The sequence below is a fragment of the Chryseosolibacter histidinae genome, from assembly GCF_018598225.1.
Lineage (GTDB): Bacteria > Bacteroidota > Bacteroidia > Cytophagales > Cyclobacteriaceae > Chryseosolibacter > Chryseosolibacter histidini.
In genome coordinates this window covers 399,414-420,924 of the sequence record NZ_JAHESF010000001.1, presented here as the reverse complement: position 1 = coordinate 420,924, position 21,511 = coordinate 399,414, and the positions used below count along the sequence as shown (strand labels likewise).

Sequence of the window (21,511 nt, the reverse complement as noted above, 5' to 3'; positions counted from 1 at the left end):
CGCTCCTGCTATTTTTTCGCTCCTGCTTCGATACCCCACTGCTTGTTTGGCTTGTCGCCCATCACCAGCGTGAGCTTGCCTCCTTTCAACAGCTCGCTTGCCGGGAACTTGAAGGAACTTAATGTTTTGCCATTGAGTGTAGCGGACTGTATATACTTGTTGTTGCGTGAAGCGTTCTTCGCTTCGATCACAAACTGCTTACCGCGGCCGTAGCGTCCACCGAGGTCGATCACGATCTGCTCATACAGCGGGCTGGCGATCTCGTACACGGGCTCAACTCGGCATCCACCATCGGTCTGGAAGAGCCCTATCGACGCCATCACAAACCAGGCGCTCATCTGGCCCTGGTCTTCGTCGCCGAGATACGCATTGGCCAGGCCGCCGCCGTAGTATTCTTCCAGGATCGAGCGACTCCACTTCTGCGTCAACCAGGGGTGGTCCACCCAGTTGAACAGGAAAGCAAAATGCATGGATTGCTGGTTGCCTTGCACCACGGGATAATCCCAGTACTGATCGTTTGGCGCGTTGTAACGCCATGGCTCGCTGGCCACAAAGCCCCAGTTCAGGCGATCGACGAAAGCCTTGCGTCCCATGATCTCAGCCATCGCGGGAACATCCTGCGGAACAAAGTAGCTGAGCTGCCACGAGTTGCCTTCCACGTATTCTTCGTTGCGGCCTGACTGGAACGGATCGAAGGGCTCTATGAACGCTCCTTTGCTATCGCGCAGTTGCGCATAACCATTCTTCGGGTTAAAGGCATTGCGCCACCATTCGCCTCGCTCGGCAAACACTTTATAATCTGCTTCCTTGCCAAGCGCTTTTGCAAACTGTGACACGGTCCAGTCGTCATAAGAATATTCCAGGGAGTTCGAGAATCGTCCCAGGTCGGCAGGCACATATTTATACTTCATGTACGGCACCAGATCGCGGTTGCCCGCAAAACCTCCCGCAACGGGGCCGGCGGGGGTCGTTTGCATTTTCTTCATTGCCTGGAAAGCTTTCTCTTTTTCGAAGTCGCGGATGCCCATCTGGTAGGCCGATACCATCAGCGGTATTTCGTGCTCCGCTACCATCACGGGGATATACTCCATTCCAGCCGGGCCTTTTGCCAGCCACCCGTTGACATCATACATTGCCAGCTGAGAATTGACCCACTTCGACGACCACTCCGGTGTGGCCAGGTTCCAGAGCTGGTTCAGGTTCCAGAACGTATTCCAAAAGGCATCACACCCCAGGGCCTCCTGATCTGGGTTGGTGAACTTATGTTTGGTCTCATCCGGCGCTATCCATTCGCCATTCACATCGCTCCACGTATTGCGGCAAAGCGAACGGAAGAAGTTGGTATAGAAGCGTACTTTCTCGAGGCGGTTATCGGAAGTGATGGCAATACGCGACAGGTAGTTGTTCCACACTTTCTTCTGGTTGGCCACCACGGCATCGTAACGCCAGCCGAAAGGTTTCGAGATCTCTTTGTCCAGATTCTCCCCTGCATTGGCTACGCTCACCAGCGAAATACCCGAACGGGCTTGCACCACTGCCGACTTCTTCGTGTCGAACTCTACATACGCTCCCGCCTCTTTCAGGTTCTTGCCTTGAAGCTTGCTGATGTCCACCACCTCGTTGTCCAGCCAGCCGCCGATCTTCTTGATGGGCTGGTCGAACTCGATCACAAAGTGCACCGTATATTCCTGGTCGGCATCATCGCTCCACACATGAGGCCTCGGTGAGATCTGATGGCTGCTGCCTTCGATGCGATAGTCGCTTACTTTTTTGATCTCAATATCCAACAGTTTGTAGTCGTATTCTCCCTGCACGTGCAAGTCTACCATCACGCGGCCGTCCTGATCTTTCGGAAATGTATAACGTTGAAAGCTGGCCCGTTCTGTGGCGGTTACTTCGGCCCAGATGCGGGTGTCGGTCATGTATATTTTATAGTAGCCCAGCGGTGCTTCTTCCGTAGCCTTGTCGATCCGTGACCGGTAGCCGGAATCCGGGTTGAACTGGTCTCCTACTTTTGTTTGCAATTCACCATTGGTAGGCATCAGGCCCAGGCCGGCCATTGTCCACTCGTGAATGTGGCTGAAGGTACCGATGGTCTCGAAGGTGGGCTGATATCCTGCCTGCCAGCCCATGTTCTGGTTATCGGGACTGAGCTTCACCATGCTGAACGGCATCCACGGACCGGGTGCGATCATCCAACGCGAGTGTGCTGTGCCGATGCGTGTATCCACATAGTCTGCCGGTGTTTGCACTTTACCGGGCGATCGCTGAATGGTTCCTGTTTCTGCTTCTTTGCCATTTACCAGGATGCGGTACTGTGCACTGCCTGTTTTAGCAACGGCCGGCATAGGCGCCTCCAGCTGGTAACGGGCAGAGTCTAATGTTGTCTGGTAAATTGTTTTTCCGTCTAACTGTACTTCGATGCGTGGCTTTCCGCTCAGGTGCTCTACATCCACCAGTAATGGCTGAATATTTTTCTTTCCCTGGTTCAGCTCATAGGCAGCTGGTTTTACGCTGCGGATAAATACTTCATCGTTCAATGCCAGCGTGGCGCCCTCGGGACCTTCGAGGCGTACGTGATCAAACACCACCCAGGCGCCTTCGAGCACGGAGATGGTGATGCCATTTCCTCCCCGGTGAATAACACCGTCGCGCAAGGGGATCTCCAGAATCTTTTCACGGCCGGCAGTGCCACCATCCGTCAGCGATGCATCGGAAACACCTTTGAGCAAAAACTTCTCATACTGCTGCTCATTGATCCCTACCTTCAGCAACGACTTGCGGGGATGCGTGTCAACAAGATCGATCACCAGCTTCCACTGCCCACCTGCGGGAAGCGATTTTAACGCGAAGAGGATGTTAATCTCATGCGTACGCCAGCCGGAGGTTCCCCAGGTTCCTCCCCAAGTGTCGTCCGGACCGGGTAATACATAAGGAAAATCAGCTGCGGCATTCGACCTCCCGATCAAAAAAAAGCGGTCTTCAAAGCCGAAGTCTTTGCTGAGAAATTTCTTGTAGTCTGCCGGTCCCAGTGCCAGGTCGGCAGAAGAATTATCATTCTTACCAATGCTCCAGATGTCGTTGGCCACCGCGCGATCCATACCGATACAGGACAGAAGCAAAAAAAGAAGTAGTCTGTTCATTATGCTAAAAATAGTTAAATGTTTCTGGCCATCATCAAGAATTGCAGTGGCCATTTGCCGTTTTCCGGCAATAGTTGAACAAAGGTGTATTCCCGAAGGCACCGGTTAGATGCCTTCGGAAAATGCACATGCTGCGCCCGCCGAAATTCTCCGTAGGCGGGTGAAGCTTAATTTGTGGTGATCTCCTTGATGGTGCTGTAGTTGAAAACATTGGTACTGAACGCCTGCTTGCTGGTTCTGGCGCCTACCCTGAGAAAATATTTTCTTGAATAGCCAGGGAATTTCTGCTGTGTACCACTGTTAACACCATTGGGCCAGCCCGTAGTAATGGAAACAGTTCCTCCCAATGCCGGCAACGTTGCACCTGTTAACTTGGTGGAATAGACCGTACTGTAGCTGACAAATCCGACGAACTGAACCTCGCTGACAAACAACCATACCTCTGTGAGTGGCTGCTGATAATCAGGATGCGTGGTGCCGCGGGTGATCCTGGCCTGAACAGTAGCTGTACCGTCGCCATTGACCACAGGCTCTCCTATCCACTCCACACGCAGGAACGGCTCAACCGCATAGTTCTTTTCAACCGTACCGGAGATCTGGATTCTTTCCTCAGGCACTGCAACAAACGCGCCTTCGGGTGTTACACCATATTCGCCTTTGAAGATCTTGGTATTATTGAACTTACCATCCATCATGGTATACATATAGTACGGCGTAGGCGTTTCGCTCCAGCTGTATTCCATCATCTTGATGCGGACACCGGAGGCGCCGGTAGTGCTGTACACGTCTGTCTGGAAGGGCTCACCGTTTTCGGCATCAACGATAGAACCTTTAAATGTTTCTGCCGGTGCAGGATAGTTGTCTTCTTCGCTGCAGGAAGCGATGCCTGCCATGAGAAGGAAAAACAAAACAATATATCTTATGCTTTTCATACGCAAGGATTTTGAATTGGATTAAAAACCAGGATTTTGTTTGCAGTTCGGATTCTTGTTGATCTCCCCCGGAGGAATCGGCTGATAGTAGTACTTCGTATCGAACGTAAAGAGATACTGGAATACATCACGGGGTTCCTGGAACTTGACAGACAGAAAATACTGCTGAGCCTTGGTTGAATAGAATGTATTGAGAATTCTCCAACGTCTGTTATTCTGTTCTTCGTGAAGCACTCTCCAACGCTTGAGATCCCAATAGGTTTTGTTCTCAAAGGCAAGCTCCTTACGCCGTTCTATGCGAACGATATTGATGTTGTTAAGATCGCCCTCCCCTGCAAGCAAGTTGGCACCGGCACGTTCGCGGATGCTATTGATGTTGTTAAAAGCCACCGTGAGGTAACTATCACCGGACTGACCCGCCTGGTATAATTCGTAGGCAGCTTCAGCCTGGTTCAGCAGCACCTCGGCGTAACGGATCTCGATCCAGCTCTGGGTGGAATTAGAACCCGTTGTGGTGCCGCTTTCTGCGAGGTATTTGGCAAGATAGGTACCACCGGTGTTTCCGAAATCCCAGGCGTTTACCGGGCCATTGGCACCGGCCGGTTTCATCGTTGCGCCACGAGGGTCGCCAGGTTCGAGGGGAATAGCCGTGTTGTTGCTCAAGCTTGGTGCAAGGCTAAGGTTTGACTGCGGTATGTTGCCAACATTTCCAATAGCACCTTCGCTGGCCAGCTTCGGAATTTTTCCTCCCACAGTGTTCCCCGTCCAGATACCGCGGCGAATTTCGATAACCTGCCCCCTGTACACATCCATGGGGAAGATCACCGTAGCCCGTAAGCGGGGTTCTGCATTGGCAAAAGCATCCAGCGGAGAATTGACAGCATTGTAGAATCCGTTGTCATCAATATTGTCGAAGTGCCCGTCCGGATCCTTGGCAATACCGTCGAACATTTCAATAAAGTCCATGGTAGGGCTTACTTCCGAATCGTTACCACCTGACTTAGTCTGGTAAGGCTGTACGGACTCATCGTAGTTGTGCGCCGCATTGGTTGCATCGTAATACTTTACAAAGATGTTCTCCGTCGTTTCAGTCAGGAACAAGCGCCTGAAGTTGGTTGCCTGCGCTGCCTTGTCACCCGCTTTCCAAAGCCCTTTGTACAGTGCATACTTATTTGATTGTACCACCAGTTTAGCTGCATCGTAGGCCGCTTTGAAATAGTCGTTTGCACGATTTGCCGGAATACCAACGGTACGTACCACGGTGCCATTCTGGTCCTGCGTCTGCTCGATCGTATTGTATTTTGCGATACTTCCGGCGTATAGCATGGCCCGTGATTTAAAGGCAGCAGCAACATACTTGTTGACACGTCCCCGCAACGGTGAATTTTCGGGCAGATTCTCTATCGCATAGTCAAGGTCAGCGGCAATAAAATCCCAAATAGCTTCTTCGGAAGCGCGGAAAAGGCGCGTCCCTTCAATATTAACAGAAGCCGGATAATCGATGGTGGTAGAGACCAAAGGAACCCCGCCATATCGCTTGGCCAGCGCAAAGTAGGTGAAGGCTCTGTTAAAACGGGCTTCAGCCAGGTACGTTTTGGTCTCTGTTGCGCCCAGCTTAGACGCATACTGCGGAATTTTTTCGAGCAGTGTATTGATATCGCGGATCTCGGCGTATCCCTCATCCCAGTAGTACCAGTTGGTAAGCTGGCCTTCGTTATCAGCACCTTGTGTATCGCGGCCCACGGCTTCACCCGTGAGGCAGGCCATTTGTTTATACAGGGCACCATTGACATTGAAGCCTTGCGGATAGTAATATTTAAAATCCTCTATCGGAAGCCGGCTGTAGATCCGTGCAACATTGCTCATCACGCCGTCGTTGCTGCCAAATATATCGTCTTCACCCGTCACGTTTTTGGGCGCAATATCCAGATCAGTGCAGGCCGAAAGCGCAAGAGTCAAACTTATAGTCGTTATGATTTTTTTCAATTTCATAGGTCGTGCGTTTTTAGAATTTGGCGGTTAAACCAATTGAATAGGACTTGTTGATAGGATAGGCATAACCAAGATCTACGAGGCCTGCTCTTGAGGTATCATTGTTTGTGTAGAACTCAGGGTCCATATACCTCAGCTTTGTGAACGTAAGCAGGTTGTATGCATTGGCATAGATCCTGATGCTCTGCAATGAGATCCTGCTCATGATGTTCTTCGGCACGGTGTAACCGATCTCGAGGCTCTTCAACCTGAGGTAACGGGCATTCTGAATGTTGAAATCGGAGATTGAAATGGGTAAGGTTCCGGTATAACCATATTCGCCGGATACCCATTGCGTTGCAGGGTCGTACGGATCTGCGCTGGGATCAGCCGGATGCCAGCGGTCCATAAAATCGCTCACAGCGTTGCTGGCGGACCAAAGCGGTTGGTACAGGAACTCCCTGGGGATAACGTATTTCTTACCCGATCCCTGCCAGAGCATGGTCAGATCCACACCTTTCCATTCAGCAACAAGGGTAACACCATAGTTGACGAGCGGAACCTGCCCATTGGTGGCAAGGGGGTGAATGTCGTAGTCGTTGATAATACCATCGCCGTTCCAATCAAGATACTGATAGTCTCCGGGCAGCAGCTGGCGCGTGAGTATGTTTGGATTATAAGAGGGATTATATTGGATATCATCCCAGTTTGTGAAACGTCCGGCACCTTCATAACCCCACCAGATGTTATTGTTCCGGTCGTTCGCACCGTTGCGCCAGTTCAGGTAAGAGTTGCCCGTGCGGGCCATCTCATAATATTTTGTCCTGGTCATCGTGTAGGACATGTTGCCTTTTACCTGGTAGTTGATATCGCCGATTTTATTCATGTGGCGCAGCTCTATTTCAAAACCACGGTTCTGGTCGCCGTTCAGGTTCTCTTGCGGAAGCGCTGCTCCCACAATGCCGGGCAGACTTTGCACACGGGTTGCCAAAAGGCCTGTACGGTCTCTTTTGAAAACCTCGAACGTTACGCCCAATAATCCGTTCCATGCCTCGGCGTCTAAACCGATGTTCGTTGTTTTTGCCTCGGTCCAGGTGATCGACTTATTGGCCAGGCCAGTGCTGGCCGATGCCGAGGTAAATGAATTAAAGACATAACCGGCCGGCAACGCGCCCTTGCCGATGCCATTACCTGAAACTGGATACTGGTAGCCGCTCACAAATTGATAGGCCAAAGCGCCATCATCACCGGTGATACCGTAAGATCCGCGAAGCTTCAGGTCGCTGATGAAATTAAGCGATGCATTGTTCGACCAGAAATTCTCGCCTGAGATCCTCCAGCCCGCTGACACGGCCGGGAAAAAGCCCCAACGATTGCTTTCCGGAAATTTCGATGAGCCTTCGTAACGGTATGAGAACTCAGCCAGGTACTTGCTCTTGAAGTTATAAGAAAGACGTCCTACCGATGCGCGGTTAGCGTACTCATAGAGTGCAGCCTTGTCGAGGCTTTGCAGTATCTCCTGGTTATCGGTGATGCCGGCAAAGATTTGATCCAGGGGCAGAACACCGTAACGACGTCCATAAAAATTGTCGCCGTCATAATGAGAATTCTCCAGCAGGTTCATGACGCTTACAGAATGATTTCCGAAGTCATGCTCATATGCGATCTGCAACCGCCACAGGTTCGCATTCTTCGCGTAGAAAAAGCGGGAAGTCCGGCTGTTGCCCTTGGTTTGCGCATTGATCAGCGACGGCGTACCATCCGGCTTATACAGTGTGAAGGCTCGCGTGTACTCCTTATTGTCGTTCATCGTGTAATCGTAGCTGTACATCGCCTTGAGTGAAAGGCCTTCTACCTGGGGAACATTATAGGTAAGGCTTGCGCTGGTTTGAAGCCATTTGCTCTGGTAACTGTTTTCTCCGACAATGTCCTTATTCATCATGGCCACGGGATTTGGAATTGAGTTCCAATCCATCATGCCATATTGCTTCTCCGCTTCGTTATACCAGATCTGATCGATGGGGCGGCTCAGCCACATCGCCCGGAGAATATCGCTCGCACCATAAGGTGCCTGCACCCGTGTATCAGTGAGGCCTGCCAGGTTCAGATCGAACTGGATATTTTTACTGACTTCTGCGGAGATGTTACTCCGGAGCGTATATTTTTTATAGTTGATGGCGTCGTTCTGCAGAAAGCTGCCCTGATACTGATATCCAAAGCTGGAATAATACGTGATCTTGTCGTTACCGCCCGTGGCACTCAACGTATGTTGGGTCTGCGGCGCACTGTTGCGCATAACAGCGTCTTTCCAGTTGGTAGATACCTTGGTGCCGTTGCGATATGCTTCAATATCCTCCGGAGTGTATTTGAGCGTTGGATTACTGTTGTTCACGTTGTGCCTTTGTGTCTCATTGTAGAGGGTCATCCAATCGGCAGCATTCACCAGGTCAGGATAATTGGAAGGTCTCTGCCAGCCCATGTTGCCGGAATAGGTGATGCTTGGCTCGCCTGTTTTAGATCCTTTTTTTGTGGTAATAATGATCACGCCGTTGGCAGCACGTGATCCGAACATGGCCGCTGATGCATCTTTTACCACGGAGATGCTTTCTATATCCTGCGGATCCAGGCGCGCCATGTTGTCTCTGGGAATTCCGTCAACAATCACCAGGGGAGTGCCGAAACCGCGGATATCCATCGTGTTGTTGAACTGTCCCGGTTCGCTGGAATTCTGACGAATGCGAAGACCGGGGATCTTGCCCGTGAGCATGTTCTGCACGTTCTCGTTCCGGGTGGTCACAATATCCTGATTGGTTACCTGGGAGACAGCGCCCGTGAGCGTAGCCTTCTTCTGTGTGCCATAAGCTACCACCACCACTTCGCCCAGTTGCTGAATATCCGGAGCCAGCGTTACGTTGAGCACTGTCTCGGTGCCAACCGTGAGCTCCTGCGTGGTAAAACCGATAAATGAAAAGACGAGCACGGCATCTCCATCGCGAACCTGGATCGTATACTTTCCATCCGAGTCTGTGGTTGTTCCCTGGCTTGTGCCCTTGATCGCTATCGCCACCCCTGGCAAAGGTGATCCGTCTTCAGAGGTCGTGACCGTACCTGTTACTGTGATCGCCGGGCCCGCATCCGCTTCATACACTTCGACGGGCGTTGCTGGTTTTAAAACGATCTCCTCTTCAACCACCACCGGCACGATCTCAGCACCAAAGAGCTGTTGTAAGACCTCACGAAGCGTGGCTTCGTTCATTTTTAATGTAACTTTTTTCGACGCCGGAATAGCGGTCGATCGGTATGTAAAGATCACGGAGGCCTGATCCTCGATCTCCATCAGCACCGCTTTGATTTTTTTGTCGTTAGCATCGATAGACACCTTCCGATCCAGCACACCTTGCCCTTTCAAATCGGCTGCCGATACCAACGATGTGAGGGCAGCCATTATCAGTGCTTGTGCTATTGTTACTCTCATAAGGGCAATGAAAAAACCTTGAATAAATTGTACTTTATCCATATTTTTGATAATGTTTTTGTGTGAAAGCAAGAACAAATTTTGTCGCCCCGACCTGTCGGGGCAGCAGATTAAAGGGCCGGTGATCTGATCCATCATCGGCTTCTTTGTTGAAGTGGTTATGTAGAATTTATCATAGGCACATTAGTTTGGTGAAACAAAGCCGCCATCAATTTTTACACCCAGGGCCAGTGACCACGATCCTATCCTCCTCCACCTGGAAGGTTGCATCAATAGCGCCACAAATAGCCTCCAGCCTGTTGTATAAGTCTCCATCATAAATGGAGGTTGTTAAAATGCATGACGCAAATACCTGATCGTCATACACAATATCGACTCCATACACCTTTTCGATCGCCGCCAGTATTTCACTGACCGTTGCCTCCTCGAGACGCATCCGCTTAACTTCTTCGTCAGGTATGATCCGCTGGGGAGAGTCGACGATCATACGCGCGATCGTATTCTCTTTTTTATTGTATACAACCTGCTGATTGGGTGTTAATATAATTCCCGCTGGCCCGTCGGCATTTTTTACCTCGCGATCACGATGCGTATAAACCGACACTTTGCCTGTTCGCACGGCAACGGTGATGTTCTTTTCTTCCTTAAAAGCTTTTACAGTGAAACTTGTGCCCAGAACTTTAGTCACTACCTGGCTGGCGTAGACGAGGAAGGGACGCGTTGCATCGTGTGACACTTTAAAGAACGCTTCACCTTCAAGATAAACTTCTCTCTGTGATCCGTCGAAAGACTTTGAAAATCTCAGCTCACTCGCCGGCGCAAGGGTTACTTCACTGCCATCGGGCAGAACTGCGACGTGCGCGGTATTCTGCGTGTTCACCACCCGTTTCAGATCGGATGGTACGCTGCTTTCAACATCTGCGGATGCGATGATCTCAGTCTGCTGACGATCAACAACAAGAAAGTAGGCGGCACAGCCTATCAGCAAAGAGGCGGCGATTCCTGTTGAATACCAAAGAAGCCTGGTCCGGCCACTCTTTTTTAACCTGTTTGTATTCCGAATGTGCTGCGCTACGTTCGACCAGTCCTCTTGCTTCAATTCACTATCCTCCGGAATATGAACTGGGTTGGCCGCTTCCATGGCCATGCACCATTCATCAACCAGTTTTTTTTCATCAGGCGTGGCGGTGCCGTTTCGGTATTTTTTTAAAATAACGAGAAAATCTTTTTGCTCCATATATAGTGTAAGACGGGCGCCAGGGATCTTTGCCTAAACCAAAAAGAACTTTATTCTACGGATCTCGCAAACGTTATTGTTTTTTAAACACTTTCTCCTAAACTTGTATTAAGAACCCAATAGAGTACAGTTACCACGCAATCAAGCCCAATTGTCACAGTACGTCTCTTATAGTGAGCAGGAATTATTGGAAGCCATTCGTAACGACAACGAAAAGGCTTTTGAAGAAATTTTCAATCGCTACTGGTCGAAAGTGTATGGAACGGCCTATTCACTGGTGCGGTCCAGGGAAGTAACGCAGGAGATCGTGCAGGGCTTATTTATTGCGCTGTGGGACAAGCGGGCGGCCCTTACCGTTAACAACCTGCTCTCTTATCTGACCATGGCCGCAAGGAACAGAGCGCTGGACGTGATCGAATCGCAGCTTGTGCGGAAAAAGCATTGGGACTATTATAAGAACTTTATTCCCCAACAGGCATGCACCACCGAGCAGGATGTTTCATTCAATGAGCTGGTGGTGGCCATCGAGGAAAAGCTGGAGCTGCTTCCTGAAAAATCGAAGACCGTGTTCATGTTAAATCGTATAGAAGGGCGTTCTGTTCAGGAGATCGCCAACATCCTGAACCTTTCGGAAAAAGCGATCCAATATCACCTGACCAAATCAACAAAGGAGCTGAAGCTTCATTTGAAAGATTATATCATCTCAGTGGTCATCTGCTGCTACCTGTTCCTCTGAAAGATCTTCCGTCTCCCCCTTACTGATCCAGGGGCAAAAAAATAACACTAATTTAATTTCGCGGTAAAGCTCTTCCGCAGATGAACGCAGATTAGTACATTTCAAAATCTGGGACAATCAGCGTGGTGTTTTAGAGCTGCTTGTAATTGAAGGCCATCTCGAGCTCTTCCTCAAACTCCTGCCCTGCTTCGAGAATGTCGTGATCATCTCTGTGATAGCACCACTCTACCTGCGCGCCTTTGATATCTTTCAATACATTCAGCATGTTGTAGATCACCTTGGAGGAAGACGAGTTGAAGTAGCTGAGCTTGAAGGTGAAGACCGTAGATGGGTTGGGTTGTTGGGCATAGTTGTTGAGCCACTCCACCACATCATCGTAAAACGAGCTGGCATCTTCCAGTATTGACCGGCCGGCGAGCTCGAAAATTCCGTCGCGCTTATTCAGCATGATCTTGGGCGTGTCTTGCGTGGCCTCGAGGAATAGAATGTTCATAGTAATTTTGTTTTGAGCCAGAACAAATATTCGGGACGATACCACAAAGTAACAGCGCTGATCTATTGCAGTCAATCAGGCAGTTGCCCGTCTGGTTGTAATTATCTGATAATGAGTTTGCTTAGCGATTCGTGTTCCGGTAACCGGTAGATTTACTCTGTGGTTGGGTTCCCTTGTGTCCCGCAGATCTCGCGGATTTACGCAGAAAATTTTGAATGAATCTGCGATCATCTGCGCAATCTGCGGGAAATGCATTTCTAAACTTCTCCAACTTAAGTAGCTCTTGTTTCTCTAAAGATCTTTAGAAAAAGCTCGATGTATTCTTTCAATTCTTCTTCCCGCTCTTTCGACCAGATAAATCGCATCTCAACTTTTGCAGGGCTATCAATAAGCTCGAAATATTTTATGTTCAGGTTCACACCTTTCACCGCTGACTTTGCAATGATGGTGACGCCAAGGCCTTCGCTCACCATTCTCAGGTTTGTAGATGCATTGGGCGATTCAAAAACCACCCTGGGTGTAAATCCACTTTTTTGAAAAAGTCCATTCAACAGATCATTGTACTGCGGGCCATCTTCGCGGGCTGGCAAGATCCAATCCGCATTGGCCAGCAGCTTCAGGTCGGTATTCTTTTTCAGGTTTACTTTCAAGCTCCTGGGCATTACAACTACAAAATTTTCTTTATACAACATTGCAGACCCAATGCCATCGGGCCCGACTTCATTTGGCAAAATTCCAAAGTGAAGCTCGCCATCCAGGATCCTGGTAAATGTCAGGTGGCACGAGTTCTCTAAAAGTCCGATCTTCAGATGAGGGTACGATGTTTTGATCGTCTTTAAAAAATAAGGCAATACGGAGTACATCGCCGAGCTCACGTGGCCGATCATGATCTCTCCCGCTTCCCCCCGGTGTATCTGGCCGGCCTTTTTCCGGGCCTGATCCAGATTCTTCAGAATCCGAGCGACCTCATTTTTAAAGAACACACCCGCGGCGGTAAGCCTGATCTGTTTTTTGGTTCGGTCGAACAACTCAGCGCCTACTTCATCCTCCAGGTTCTTTATCTGGCGGCTCAAAGCTGGCTGTGCTATGTACATGCTCTCACTTGCCTTATGAAAATTCAATACTTCAGCTACGGCAAGGAAATTCTTTAACTGATCCGTGCTCATCCATCGATGCGTTTTTGTTATTGATCAATGCAAATTAAGTATTTTTTGTTATCGTACAATTTAGCGTGATTTAGGTATCGAAAGACAACGGTTGAAAAATTAAAATAATACCGGCGGCAAATGATTATCAAAGCGTCAATACAACATGCAAGCGTGCTCAGCGAACTGGGTGCTGAAACTTTTTATGCATCGCACCAGCATAGCGCGCCGGCAAATCAGCTGGCTGCCTACATGAAGAAAGTTTATAGTTTGGAGGCGATTGAAAAGGAACTGGCGGATCCTGTGAACATCTACCACATCATCATGCATAACGATACGGTTGCCGGGTTTTCCAAAATGGAGCTTACCATAAAACATCCAGCCATTGAACCTGATCGTATCTCAAAAATGGATCAGATCTATTTACTGGATTCTTTTCACGGGCTTAAGCTCGGCGCCGAGCTCTTAAGTCATAATATCGACTACTCGAAAGCCAACGGGCAAAACGGAATGTGGCTGGTGGTGTGGGTCGGGAATACAACAGCAATTGCCTTCTACGAAAAATTCGGTTTTCGCATTGTTGCCAAAGATGACTTTCAGCTTACCGAAACGCATCTCAGCCCCTGCTATATCATGTTGTTAGCCTATGCCAGCAACAACAAGATCAGTTAATGAAATTGATGAACCCTTAAATATTATCCAATGACAAATGCCTTAGGTTTTTTAGCGCTTACCCTGAACCTGACCTCCATGGCCATGAAAGATCTTCTCACCCTGAGAAGCTTATCGCTGGTGGCAAATTCCATTTACATCGTATATGGTTTTCTGATCAGCTCCCCTCCCATTATAACCGGAAGCTTTGTTGCCGTAGTCATTCATGCCGTGAGTATCTACAGGCTGAAGCATCCCAGGCAAATTACACCGGTCAAAAAGATGGGATGAGTCACTACTTACCAGGAAACTAATTTTAAAATCGTAATCACAACGTTATGACAAAACATTTGATATTCTTTCACGGCGGCGGATCTGAAGAGGACTATGATGCAGACGCAAAACTTGTAGCCTCGCTTAAACTAAAATTGGGCACGGGGTATTCCATTCACTACCCGTTGCTGCCCAACGATGGAACACCTGACATGGGGAGACGCAAACAGATCAGCCACGAAATTTCCGCGACCGAAGACAATGTGATTTTAGTAGGCCATTCGCTGGGAGCTTCCATGTTGCTGGTGTGCCTCACAGAAATGAAGATCAAAAGGAAGATTGCCGGCATTTTTCTTTTAGGCACACCGTTCTGGAATAAAAATGAAGACTGGGTTGAGCCCTTCAAATTGCAGCCCGGCTTTGCAAAACATCTCGACCAGAAAATACCGTTGTACCTGTATCACTGTCGTGATGACCAGGAAGTACCGTTCTCACACTTCAGCATCTATCAGCAGCACCTTCCCTGGGCATCGTTCCGCGACATGGCGGTTGGCGGACATCAATTCAATAACGATCTTACCATGGTGGCTAACGATATTAAATCAATGAAATAGTGCTTTCCTACAACTACTCCGCTCTCAGGGATTCTATCGGGTTCGCCATGCCCGCCCTGATGGAGCGATATCCCACCGTTATTAGTGCAATCAAGGTGGTAACGATCAGGCCGGCGAGAAAGACACTCCAGTGGATGGCGATGTGGTATTCAAAATTCTGCAGCCATTTATCCATCAGAAAATAAGATAAAGGCGCAGCGATCGCGAATGCAATGAACACCAGGCGCACAAACTCCACAGAAAAGATCATCAGGATGCTGGGCACGGATGCGCCAAAAACTTTTCGCACGCCGATCTCTTTGAGCTTTTGATTCGCCATAAATGAAACCAGGCCGAGCAACCCGAGGCATCCGATGAAGATGGAGATGCCGGAGAAAACCCTGAACAATATCAGCTGCCGTTTTTCTGCCCGATAGAGATTCTCCAGGTGCTTATCCAGGAACTCATAGTCAAAATAGTCTCCCGGAAAGAGCTCTGTCCATGTCTTCTTAATGTGGTCGATGGTCTCAGGCATCTTTGTGGACTCGATAGCGATACCAGCGTCGTAGTACAATCCGGGATATATGATCATGACAACCGGGTCGATCTTGCTGCGGAGAGAAGTGATGTGAAAATCTTCAGCAACGCCAACGATCGGTGCTGCAATATCATTCAGTCCAATATGAACGCGTTTATCAAGGGCTTCTTCTGCCGAAAAGAAACCAAGCGTTTTCGCTGCTGCTTCATTAATGACAACGGAGTAGCGAACATCATTTTTTAAAGTTGTGTCCATCGCCGCTTTTTCTTCACTTTCGTTGAACCACCGGCCCGCGAGTAGCTTGATCCCATAAGTATCTTTGTAATGAACATCGACGGTCTTGACAGATACGCCATAGTTCTCGTCTGGTCCTTTCTCCATCAGGAAGAATCCTGTACCGATGTTGGCGTCGGAAGTTGGTGCTCCCACGGCAAAGGAAACATGCTTGATCGCCGGGTTCGATTCAAGCCGTGTGCGGAAATTGTTGAGTAACTCCGGGTCGTTGTCGGGCAGTGGAACGTTGACGATGGCTTCCGTAGCGAATCCGAGCGGCGCCGAATGGAAAAAATTCATTTGATCCGTTACGATGAGCATTCCAACGATCATCATTTGGGCAATGACAAACTGAAAGATCACCAGCATTCGTCTTACAAACGCCCCGGAGCTTCCCTTCACGGTGATCTTGTTCTTCAACACGGCTACCGGGTCAAAACCCGACAAAATTACCGCGGGATAGAAGCCTGACAGAAGCGTGGCAACGATAATCAGCGCAACCAGGAACAGCAATAGCGACGGGTTCGAAAAAAGGTTGAACTGAATGTCCTTCTCCAGGAATCCACGCAGCCACGGAAGGATCCACTCCACGAGACAAAGGGAAATGATCACCGTAGCGATGATGAGCAAAAATGTCTCGCTCAGAAAATACATGGTGAGCTGACCGCGTTTGGCGCCCAACGTTTTTCTGATCCCGATCTCCTTTGATTTTTTTACCGCGAGGGCGGTAGCCAGGTTGATAAAGTTGATGCACGCAATGATCAGAATGAACGAAGCCAGCACACCCAATACGATAAGGTCGGTGATCTCTACATTCGCCGCTGATCCCGGGGTTACCCTGTAGCGCGTATCGAAGTGTGTCTCAGAAAGTGGTTGAAGAAGATAGGTATTACGTTCCGCTTCCTCCGGGTCGTAGTACTTCTTTACAAAATCCTTAAAGCGGGAATTTACCTGGTCGACGGATATTTTTTCAGGCAACACAATGTAGCTGAATCCGGCAGAGTTAAGCCCCCACCTGTCAACGGGCCAGCCGAAGAATTCTTTCGTGAACGATGGCAGCGACACCATCATGGTGAAATGGATGTGTGAATTGGGTGGCGGATCTTGCAGCAGACCTACTACTTCCAGGTCGATCTTGTTGTTGAGCTTGAATTTGTCACCGACGCCAATGTTCAATTTTGTAGCCAGCGATGTTGTGAGAAAAGCCTTGTTGGGTTCTGCGAGATCTTTCCTGGGATTTCCGGATAGAACCTCGAAATCAAAAACGTCGAAAAAGAGTGAGTCGGCGAAGAGGGTTTCTTCTACCCGGTGCTTCTCGTCGCGAATGGCGATATAACCTTCGTCCTGGTAATGAAATTGAGTGGCCAGCGGAATATCCGTGAAGTCCTGGCGGAACGCAGCACCAAACGGATACGGCGTCACTGCTTCGTGCACAATGCCCGAGGCGCTCTTGTCTTCGCGAACCACACGATAGATCCTGTCATACTGGTGATGGAATTTATCGAAGCTCGATTCGTGCAGGATCAGTAAAAAGAGGATGATACACGATGTGATCCCTACTGACAGGCCCAAGATGTTGAGCAGTGTATAATTCTTGTTCCGGGCAAAATTGCGGAAAGCAAGGAGAAGATAATTGCGAATCATAGCCCGGCATCATTCAAACGTTGTACCATTTTGTACATTATACTGACAATCAGCAATATAGCTTAAAATCGAAGCACTTATGGATTTTGAGATGTAACGTTATTGATACACACTTCGGTTTGAATCTGATACAATGCAAATGTTTACAGGAACGCTTAAGCAATGATCACCTTCAGCCCTTTTTCTTCGAGTATCTCCACCGTGGCAGCAGGAACTTTGTCGTCGGTGACGAGGTACTGAACCTGGTCGAAGTCGCATACTTTACCGAGGCCTCTCCTGCCCAGCTTGGTGCTATCGGCCAGTACCGCTACTGCCCGGGCAGAGTTGATCATTTTCTGGTTGAGGCTGGCTTCGGCGAGGTTGGTGATGGAAAATCCGAAATCGAGGTCGATGCCGTCTACCCCCAGGAACAAAATGCCGCAGGAGATTTCCTCGAGGATACGCTCTGCATAAGAACCTGCTACTGATGAGGAATTCTGGCGCACGATCCCGCCGAGCTGCAGCACTTCCACGTTGGGCCTGTTACAAAGCTCCAGCGTTACTTTGGTGGCAGGTGTGATCACGGTAAGGTGGCTGGTCGGATAAAGACATCGCGCCAGCTCAAATACGGTTGTGCCGGAGCCTATCATAATAGAGTCGTTATGATCGATGATCGACAGGGCGGCTTTTGCGATCCTTTGCTTTTCACCGGCGTTGATCAGCTCCTTTTCATTGATGGACCGCTCATTCGCATAAGGATTATTAATAGAGCCACCGCCGCGTGTCCGGAAGAGCAAATTTTTGTCCTCCAGCAGCTTCAGGTCTTTTCTTATCGTAACGCCTGATACCTTAATAAGGTCGCTTAGCTCCGGAATGCTGACGTGCCCGTCTTCTTTTAATTTCTTTAAGATCAGCTCGTGCCTTTCAGTAATATTCATTTTGACAATATTAAGGTGGCCTAAATTAAATAATTTGAAAGTATTTGTAACCTTATTTTAAAGAAAAATGCGTTTTCTGTGGTTTTATCACGTATCCAATCAATTTCAAACGATTTAGTTTTGAGTTTCAAAATGTTTAATTACATTTAAATATACTTTCAAAATGTTTAATATTCTTTACTAATAGAAAGGAAATTAAACACCCTAGCCCGTTTAGTCCAATGGTTTGAACTAAAAGAAACACTATGCAAAAACTCTACGTCGTTTTCGGAGGTAAGCTCTCCTACCTCATTTTAACAATGCTCCTATCCTGTCAGCTGGCTTTTTCCCAGCAGGCCGGCGAAAGAACAGTTACAGGCGTTGTCCTGGATGACACCGGTCAGTCCCTTCCCGGGGTCAGCGTACTCCTTAAGCAAGGAAATGCCAGCCAAGGCACCACTACCGATGCCGATGGCCGGTTCGCGTTAACGGTCCCTCACGGATCTACACTCATCTTCTCCTTTATAGGTATGGCCACGAAAGAGGCTGCTGTTCCTGATGCCGGAGAAATGAGTGTGGTGCTTCAGCCGGATATTACCACGCTCGAAGAAGTGGTAGTGGTTGGCTACGGTACACAGAAGAAGATCAACCTTACGGGTGCCGTTGACCAGGTAGGCTCAGAGGTTCTGGAAAATCGTCCCCTGACAAACCTCACGCGCGGATTGCAAGGTGTGATCCCGAACCTGAACATCCGCATGACCGACGGTAAGCCTACCCGCAGCGCTGAATACAACGTGCGGGGTGCAACCTCGATCGGCGCGGGAGGAAGCGCATTGGTGCTGATCGACGGTGTTCCGGGTGATCCCAACCTGGTGAACCCGAATGATGTGGAGAGTGTCTCGGTATTAAAAGACGCCGCGTCAGCCGCGATCTATGGCGCCCGGGGCAGCTTTGGTGTAGTGCTCATCACCACCAAGAGGCCGCAGCAGGACCGGACACAGATCAACTATTCGGCCAGCTATTCCATGAACGACAGAACCGTCAAGCCCAAGCTCGTCACCGACGGATACGCCTGGGCTAAGATGTTCGATGACGCTTACTATTCCTGGAACGACTACAAGGCCCATCCTCAGAAGGCCAACAGTGTGTTCCCTTTTTCACTCGAGTACCTGGACGAGCTTCAAAGAAGGCAGCAAGACCCTTCGCTCCCCCTCACGGATATCAATCCCGCTACCGGTGAATATGTTTATTATGGAAACACAGACTGGCTGAAGGAACTGTATGCCGACCGCAACCCTACCATGGAGCACGCACTGAGCATTTCAGGCAGCAGCAACAAGGTCAATTACCTGATCTCGGGCCGGTATATGTCTCAGAAAGGCATCTTCCGTTACAACCCTGACAACTATAAGATGTATAACCTCAGGGCTAATGGCTCCGTGCAGGCCACATCATGGCTGAAGATCGAAAACGATCTTACGTTCTCACAGATGTCTTACTTTTTCCCGATGCTGAACCACCCTTCCAACACTCCGGTGTGGAGAAGGATCTCGGACGAAGCATTTCCCATTGCCATGCTCAGGAATCCCGATGGCACCCTGACGGAGAATGCGGCGATCGTTTTCGGAAGTTTCATTTCCGGCAACAACCATTCAGACCTGATCAGGCTTCAGATCAGGAACACATCACGCTTCAACGCCACGTTCTTCGACAAGAAGCTCCGGATCTCCGGCGACTATACATTCAGGAAGCTGACGGATACCGAGACCCGTTTGTACACGCCTGTTCCCTACAGCAAGGTGCCCGGCGTGATGCTTGAGCGTGGCGAAAACAAGATGAACGAGCAGGACGACAAAACCCAGTACCTCGCCACCAACATTTTTGCCGAGTACGAAGAAAAGTTCGGCAAGCACAATGCGAAGGCCCTGGTGGGTTACAACTATGAGAATTCACAGCTGTCGAGCCGTTTCATTCAGCGCGACGGTTTACTGAACCCGCAATTACCCGACTTCTCGCTGATGAACGGTGTGAACTACATCATGCGGGGCGGTGGAAACCAGTGGACCGTGCTGGGTGGATTCTTCCGCCTGAACTACAACTATGCCGAAAAGTACCTGCTGGAGATCAACGGCAGATACGATGGATCATCCAAGTTTCCGCAGGATCAGCAGTTCGGCTTCTTCCCTTCCGCTTCCGCGGGATGGCGTGTGTCTGACGAGTCGTTCTGGTCATTCGCCAAGAATGTGGTGCCCGAGCTGAAGATCAGGGCGTCATACGGAAGCCTGGGCAACGGAAACATCTCCCCTTACCAGTATGCCGAAACCATGGCGGTGAATCAGCTGCCGATGGTGATCAACGGTATACGTGCCGACTATACGCAGAAACCGGGTGTGGTTCCCGCGGGCCTCACCTGGGAAAAAGCGACTACACGGAACATCGGTGCGGACATTGGCTTTTTTGACAACCACCTGACCGCGTCGTTCGACGTTTACACGCGATACACCACCGATATGTTCACCGTAGGCTTGCCGTTGCCCTCCGTATTCGGGGCCTCCGTGCCCAAGGGAAATTACGCCGATATGAAGACCAAAGGTTGGGAGCTCTCGCTGGCATGGCGCGACCAGATCCAGGGAACCAAACCGTTCGGTTACGACCTGCGCTTTATCATCTCAGACAATGTCTCGTACATCACCAAATTCAACAACCCGCTCGGCATCATCGATAACACCTACTACAAAGGCATGCGCCTCGGCGATGTCTGGGGATTGGTGAACGAAGGCTACTATATCGACGACGCGGATATCGCCAGCCGCGGAATCGACCAAAGCTATATTCGCGTATCTGCCGCCAACACACCGATGCCCGGCGACATCAAATTCAAAGACCTGAATGGCGATGGCTTCATCAACATGGGCAAGGGCACGCTGGATGATCCCGGCGACCGTCAGGTGATCGGCAACACCACGCCGCGTTACCTGTTCAGCTTCAACGCCAATGCCGACTGGAACAGCTTCTTCATCTCGGCATTTTTCCAGGGTGTAGGCAAGAGAGACTTCTGGCCGGGAGCGGATGACGCACTTTTCTGGGGACCTTACAACAGGCCGTACAGCTGGCATCCTGAAGATGTGGTGAACAACATGTGGTCTGAAGAAAATCCCAATGCTTATTTCCCGAGGTTAAGAGGATACACAGCACTGAACGCACGTGCTGAGCTTACCGAGCCGCAATCCAAATACCTGCAGAACGTTGCTTACGTACGCCTGAAGAGTCTGACCATCGGATACTCGCTGCCGGCATCGCTGATCTCGAGGATCGGTGTCTCCAACGCGAAGGTTTTCCTCAGTGGCCAGAATCTCTGGACCTACTCTCCTATGTTCAAGGTCACCAGGAACCTGGATCCGGAAGTGATAGAAGGCTCGGATCCGGAGATGAACGCCGGCGCCGGAAACGGCATGTCGTACCCGATGCTGAAAACATACACACTGGGAATCAATGTCACATTCTAATTAAC

Annotated in this window: 14 protein-coding genes; 5 read left to right on the top strand and 9 right to left on the bottom strand. The window is 49.6% G+C overall.

Translation table 11 applies throughout. The annotated features are described in order from the left end of the window. Positions 1 to 8 precede the first annotated feature (8 nt). The 5 genes from KK083_RS01440 to KK083_RS01420 all read right to left on the bottom strand — a co-directional run bounded on the left by KK083_RS01440 (position 9) and on the right by KK083_RS01420 (position 10,758). Complete coding sequence (locus KK083_RS01440) at positions 9 to 3,143, bottom strand: GH92 family glycosyl hydrolase (protein ID WP_254159924.1); 3,135 nt, start codon at positions 3,141 to 3,143, stop codon at positions 9 to 11. Between the two features lie 167 nt (positions 3,144 to 3,310). Further along, positions 3,311 to 4,075 (bottom strand): DUF3823 domain-containing protein, encoded by a 765-nt coding sequence (locus KK083_RS01435; RefSeq protein WP_254159922.1) that lies wholly within the window; start codon positions 4,073 to 4,075, stop codon positions 3,311 to 3,313. A 21-nt stretch (positions 4,076 to 4,096) separates the two neighbouring features. Continuing rightward, complete coding sequence (locus KK083_RS01430; protein ID WP_254159920.1) at positions 4,097 to 6,067, bottom strand: RagB/SusD family nutrient uptake outer membrane protein; 1,971 nt, start codon at positions 6,065 to 6,067, stop codon at positions 4,097 to 4,099. Between the two features lie 13 nt (positions 6,068 to 6,080). Beyond that, positions 6,081 to 9,563, bottom strand: coding sequence for a SusC/RagA family TonB-linked outer membrane protein (locus tag KK083_RS01425; protein ID WP_254159918.1), 3,483 nt, complete (start codon positions 9,561 to 9,563; stop codon positions 6,081 to 6,083). A 166-nt stretch (positions 9,564 to 9,729) separates the two neighbouring features. Further along, positions 9,730 to 10,758, bottom strand: a complete 1,029-nt coding sequence (locus KK083_RS01420; protein ID WP_254159916.1) for a FecR family protein — start codon at positions 10,756 to 10,758, stop codon at positions 9,730 to 9,732. Positions 10,759 to 10,909: 151 nt separating this feature from the next. Here KK083_RS01420 and KK083_RS01415 point away from each other — a divergent pair, with 151 nt between their 5' ends. Continuing rightward, positions 10,910 to 11,494 carry an RNA polymerase sigma factor gene (locus tag KK083_RS01415; RefSeq protein ID WP_254159913.1) on the top strand — a complete coding sequence of 195 codons (585 nt, stop codon included), beginning with the start codon at positions 10,910 to 10,912 and terminating at the stop codon, positions 11,492 to 11,494. A 130-nt stretch (positions 11,495 to 11,624) separates the two neighbouring features. Here KK083_RS01415 and KK083_RS01410 read toward each other — a convergent pair whose 3' ends face one another. Both KK083_RS01410 and KK083_RS01405 read right to left on the bottom strand, forming a co-directional pair. Beyond that, positions 11,625 to 11,987, bottom strand: coding sequence for a DUF1987 domain-containing protein (locus KK083_RS01410; protein ID WP_254159911.1), 363 nt, complete (start codon positions 11,985 to 11,987; stop codon positions 11,625 to 11,627). Positions 11,988 to 12,259: 272 nt separating this feature from the next. Continuing rightward, the gene (locus KK083_RS01405; protein WP_254159909.1) at positions 12,260 to 13,153 is read right to left on the bottom strand and encodes a LysR family transcriptional regulator; all 894 of its coding nucleotides are present in this window, start codon (positions 13,151 to 13,153) and stop codon (positions 12,260 to 12,262) included. 120 nt (positions 13,154 to 13,273) lie between these two features. On the opposite strand from KK083_RS01405, the gene KK083_RS01400 reads away from it, so the two are divergent. The 3 genes from KK083_RS01400 to KK083_RS01390 are packed head-to-tail and all read left to right on the top strand — an operon-like array spanning position 13,274 to position 14,670. Continuing rightward, the gene (locus KK083_RS01400) at positions 13,274 to 13,804 is read left to right on the top strand and encodes a GNAT family N-acetyltransferase (protein WP_254159905.1); all 531 of its coding nucleotides are present in this window, start codon (positions 13,274 to 13,276) and stop codon (positions 13,802 to 13,804) included. Positions 13,805 to 13,834: 30 nt separating this feature from the next. Next, entirely contained in the window at positions 13,835 to 14,074 is a 240-nt protein-coding gene (locus KK083_RS01395; RefSeq protein ID WP_254159898.1) for a YgjV family protein, read from the top strand. Positions 14,075 to 14,121: 47 nt separating this feature from the next. Then, positions 14,122 to 14,670, top strand: coding sequence for a DUF726 domain-containing protein (locus KK083_RS01390; protein ID WP_254159891.1), 549 nt, complete (start codon positions 14,122 to 14,124; stop codon positions 14,668 to 14,670). Positions 14,671 to 14,683: 13 nt separating this feature from the next. On the opposite strand, the gene KK083_RS01385 is transcribed toward KK083_RS01390, so the two are convergent. Both KK083_RS01385 and KK083_RS01380 read right to left on the bottom strand, forming a co-directional pair. Further along, entirely contained in the window at positions 14,684 to 17,104 is a 2,421-nt protein-coding gene (locus KK083_RS01385) for an ABC transporter permease (RefSeq protein WP_254159888.1), read from the bottom strand. Positions 17,105 to 17,259: 155 nt separating this feature from the next. Beyond that, on the bottom strand, positions 17,260 to 18,021 hold the full coding sequence (locus KK083_RS01380; protein ID WP_254159886.1) for a DeoR/GlpR family DNA-binding transcription regulator: 762 nt from the start codon (positions 18,019 to 18,021) through the stop codon (positions 17,260 to 17,262). Between the two features lie 245 nt (positions 18,022 to 18,266). Here KK083_RS01380 and KK083_RS01375 point away from each other — a divergent pair, with 245 nt between their 5' ends. Beyond that, complete coding sequence (locus KK083_RS01375; protein ID WP_254159874.1) at positions 18,267 to 21,506, top strand: SusC/RagA family TonB-linked outer membrane protein; 3,240 nt, start codon at positions 18,267 to 18,269, stop codon at positions 21,504 to 21,506. Positions 21,507 to 21,511 lie beyond the last annotated feature (5 nt).

Excerpts from the sequence above, each read along its gene's own strand:
- KK083_RS01405 (WP_254159909.1), bottom strand. The coding sequence starts at position 13,153 with ATGAGCACGGATCAGTTAAAGAATTTCCTTGCCGTAGCTGAAGTATTG.
- KK083_RS01420 (WP_254159916.1), bottom strand. The coding sequence starts at position 10,758 with ATGGAGCAAAAAGATTTTCTCGTTATTTTAAAAAAATACCGAAACGGC.
- KK083_RS01410 (WP_254159911.1), bottom strand. The coding sequence starts at position 11,987 with ATGAACATTCTATTCCTCGAGGCCACGCAAGACACGCCCAAGATCATG.
- KK083_RS01440 (WP_254159924.1), bottom strand. The coding sequence starts at position 3,143 with ATGAACAGACTACTTCTTTTTTTGCTTCTGTCCTGTATCGGTATGGAT.
- KK083_RS01400 (WP_254159905.1), top strand. The coding sequence starts at position 13,274 with ATGATTATCAAAGCGTCAATACAACATGCAAGCGTGCTCAGCGAACTG.
- KK083_RS01380 (WP_254159886.1), bottom strand. The coding sequence starts at position 18,021 with ATGAATATTACTGAAAGGCACGAGCTGATCTTAAAGAAATTAAAAGAA.
- KK083_RS01385 (WP_254159888.1), bottom strand. The coding sequence starts at position 17,104 with ATGATTCGCAATTATCTTCTCCTTGCTTTCCGCAATTTTGCCCGGAAC.
- KK083_RS01430 (WP_254159920.1), bottom strand. The coding sequence starts at position 6,067 with ATGAAATTGAAAAAAATCATAACGACTATAAGTTTGACTCTTGCGCTT.
- KK083_RS01435 (WP_254159922.1), bottom strand. The coding sequence starts at position 4,075 with ATGAAAAGCATAAGATATATTGTTTTGTTTTTCCTTCTCATGGCAGGC.
- KK083_RS01390 (WP_254159891.1), top strand. The coding sequence starts at position 14,122 with ATGACAAAACATTTGATATTCTTTCACGGCGGCGGATCTGAAGAGGAC.
- KK083_RS01375 (WP_254159874.1), top strand. The coding sequence starts at position 18,267 with ATGCAAAAACTCTACGTCGTTTTCGGAGGTAAGCTCTCCTACCTCATT.
- KK083_RS01425 (WP_254159918.1), bottom strand. The coding sequence starts at position 9,563 with ATGGATAAAGTACAATTTATTCAAGGTTTTTTCATTGCCCTTATGAGA.
- KK083_RS01395 (WP_254159898.1), top strand. The coding sequence starts at position 13,835 with ATGACAAATGCCTTAGGTTTTTTAGCGCTTACCCTGAACCTGACCTCC.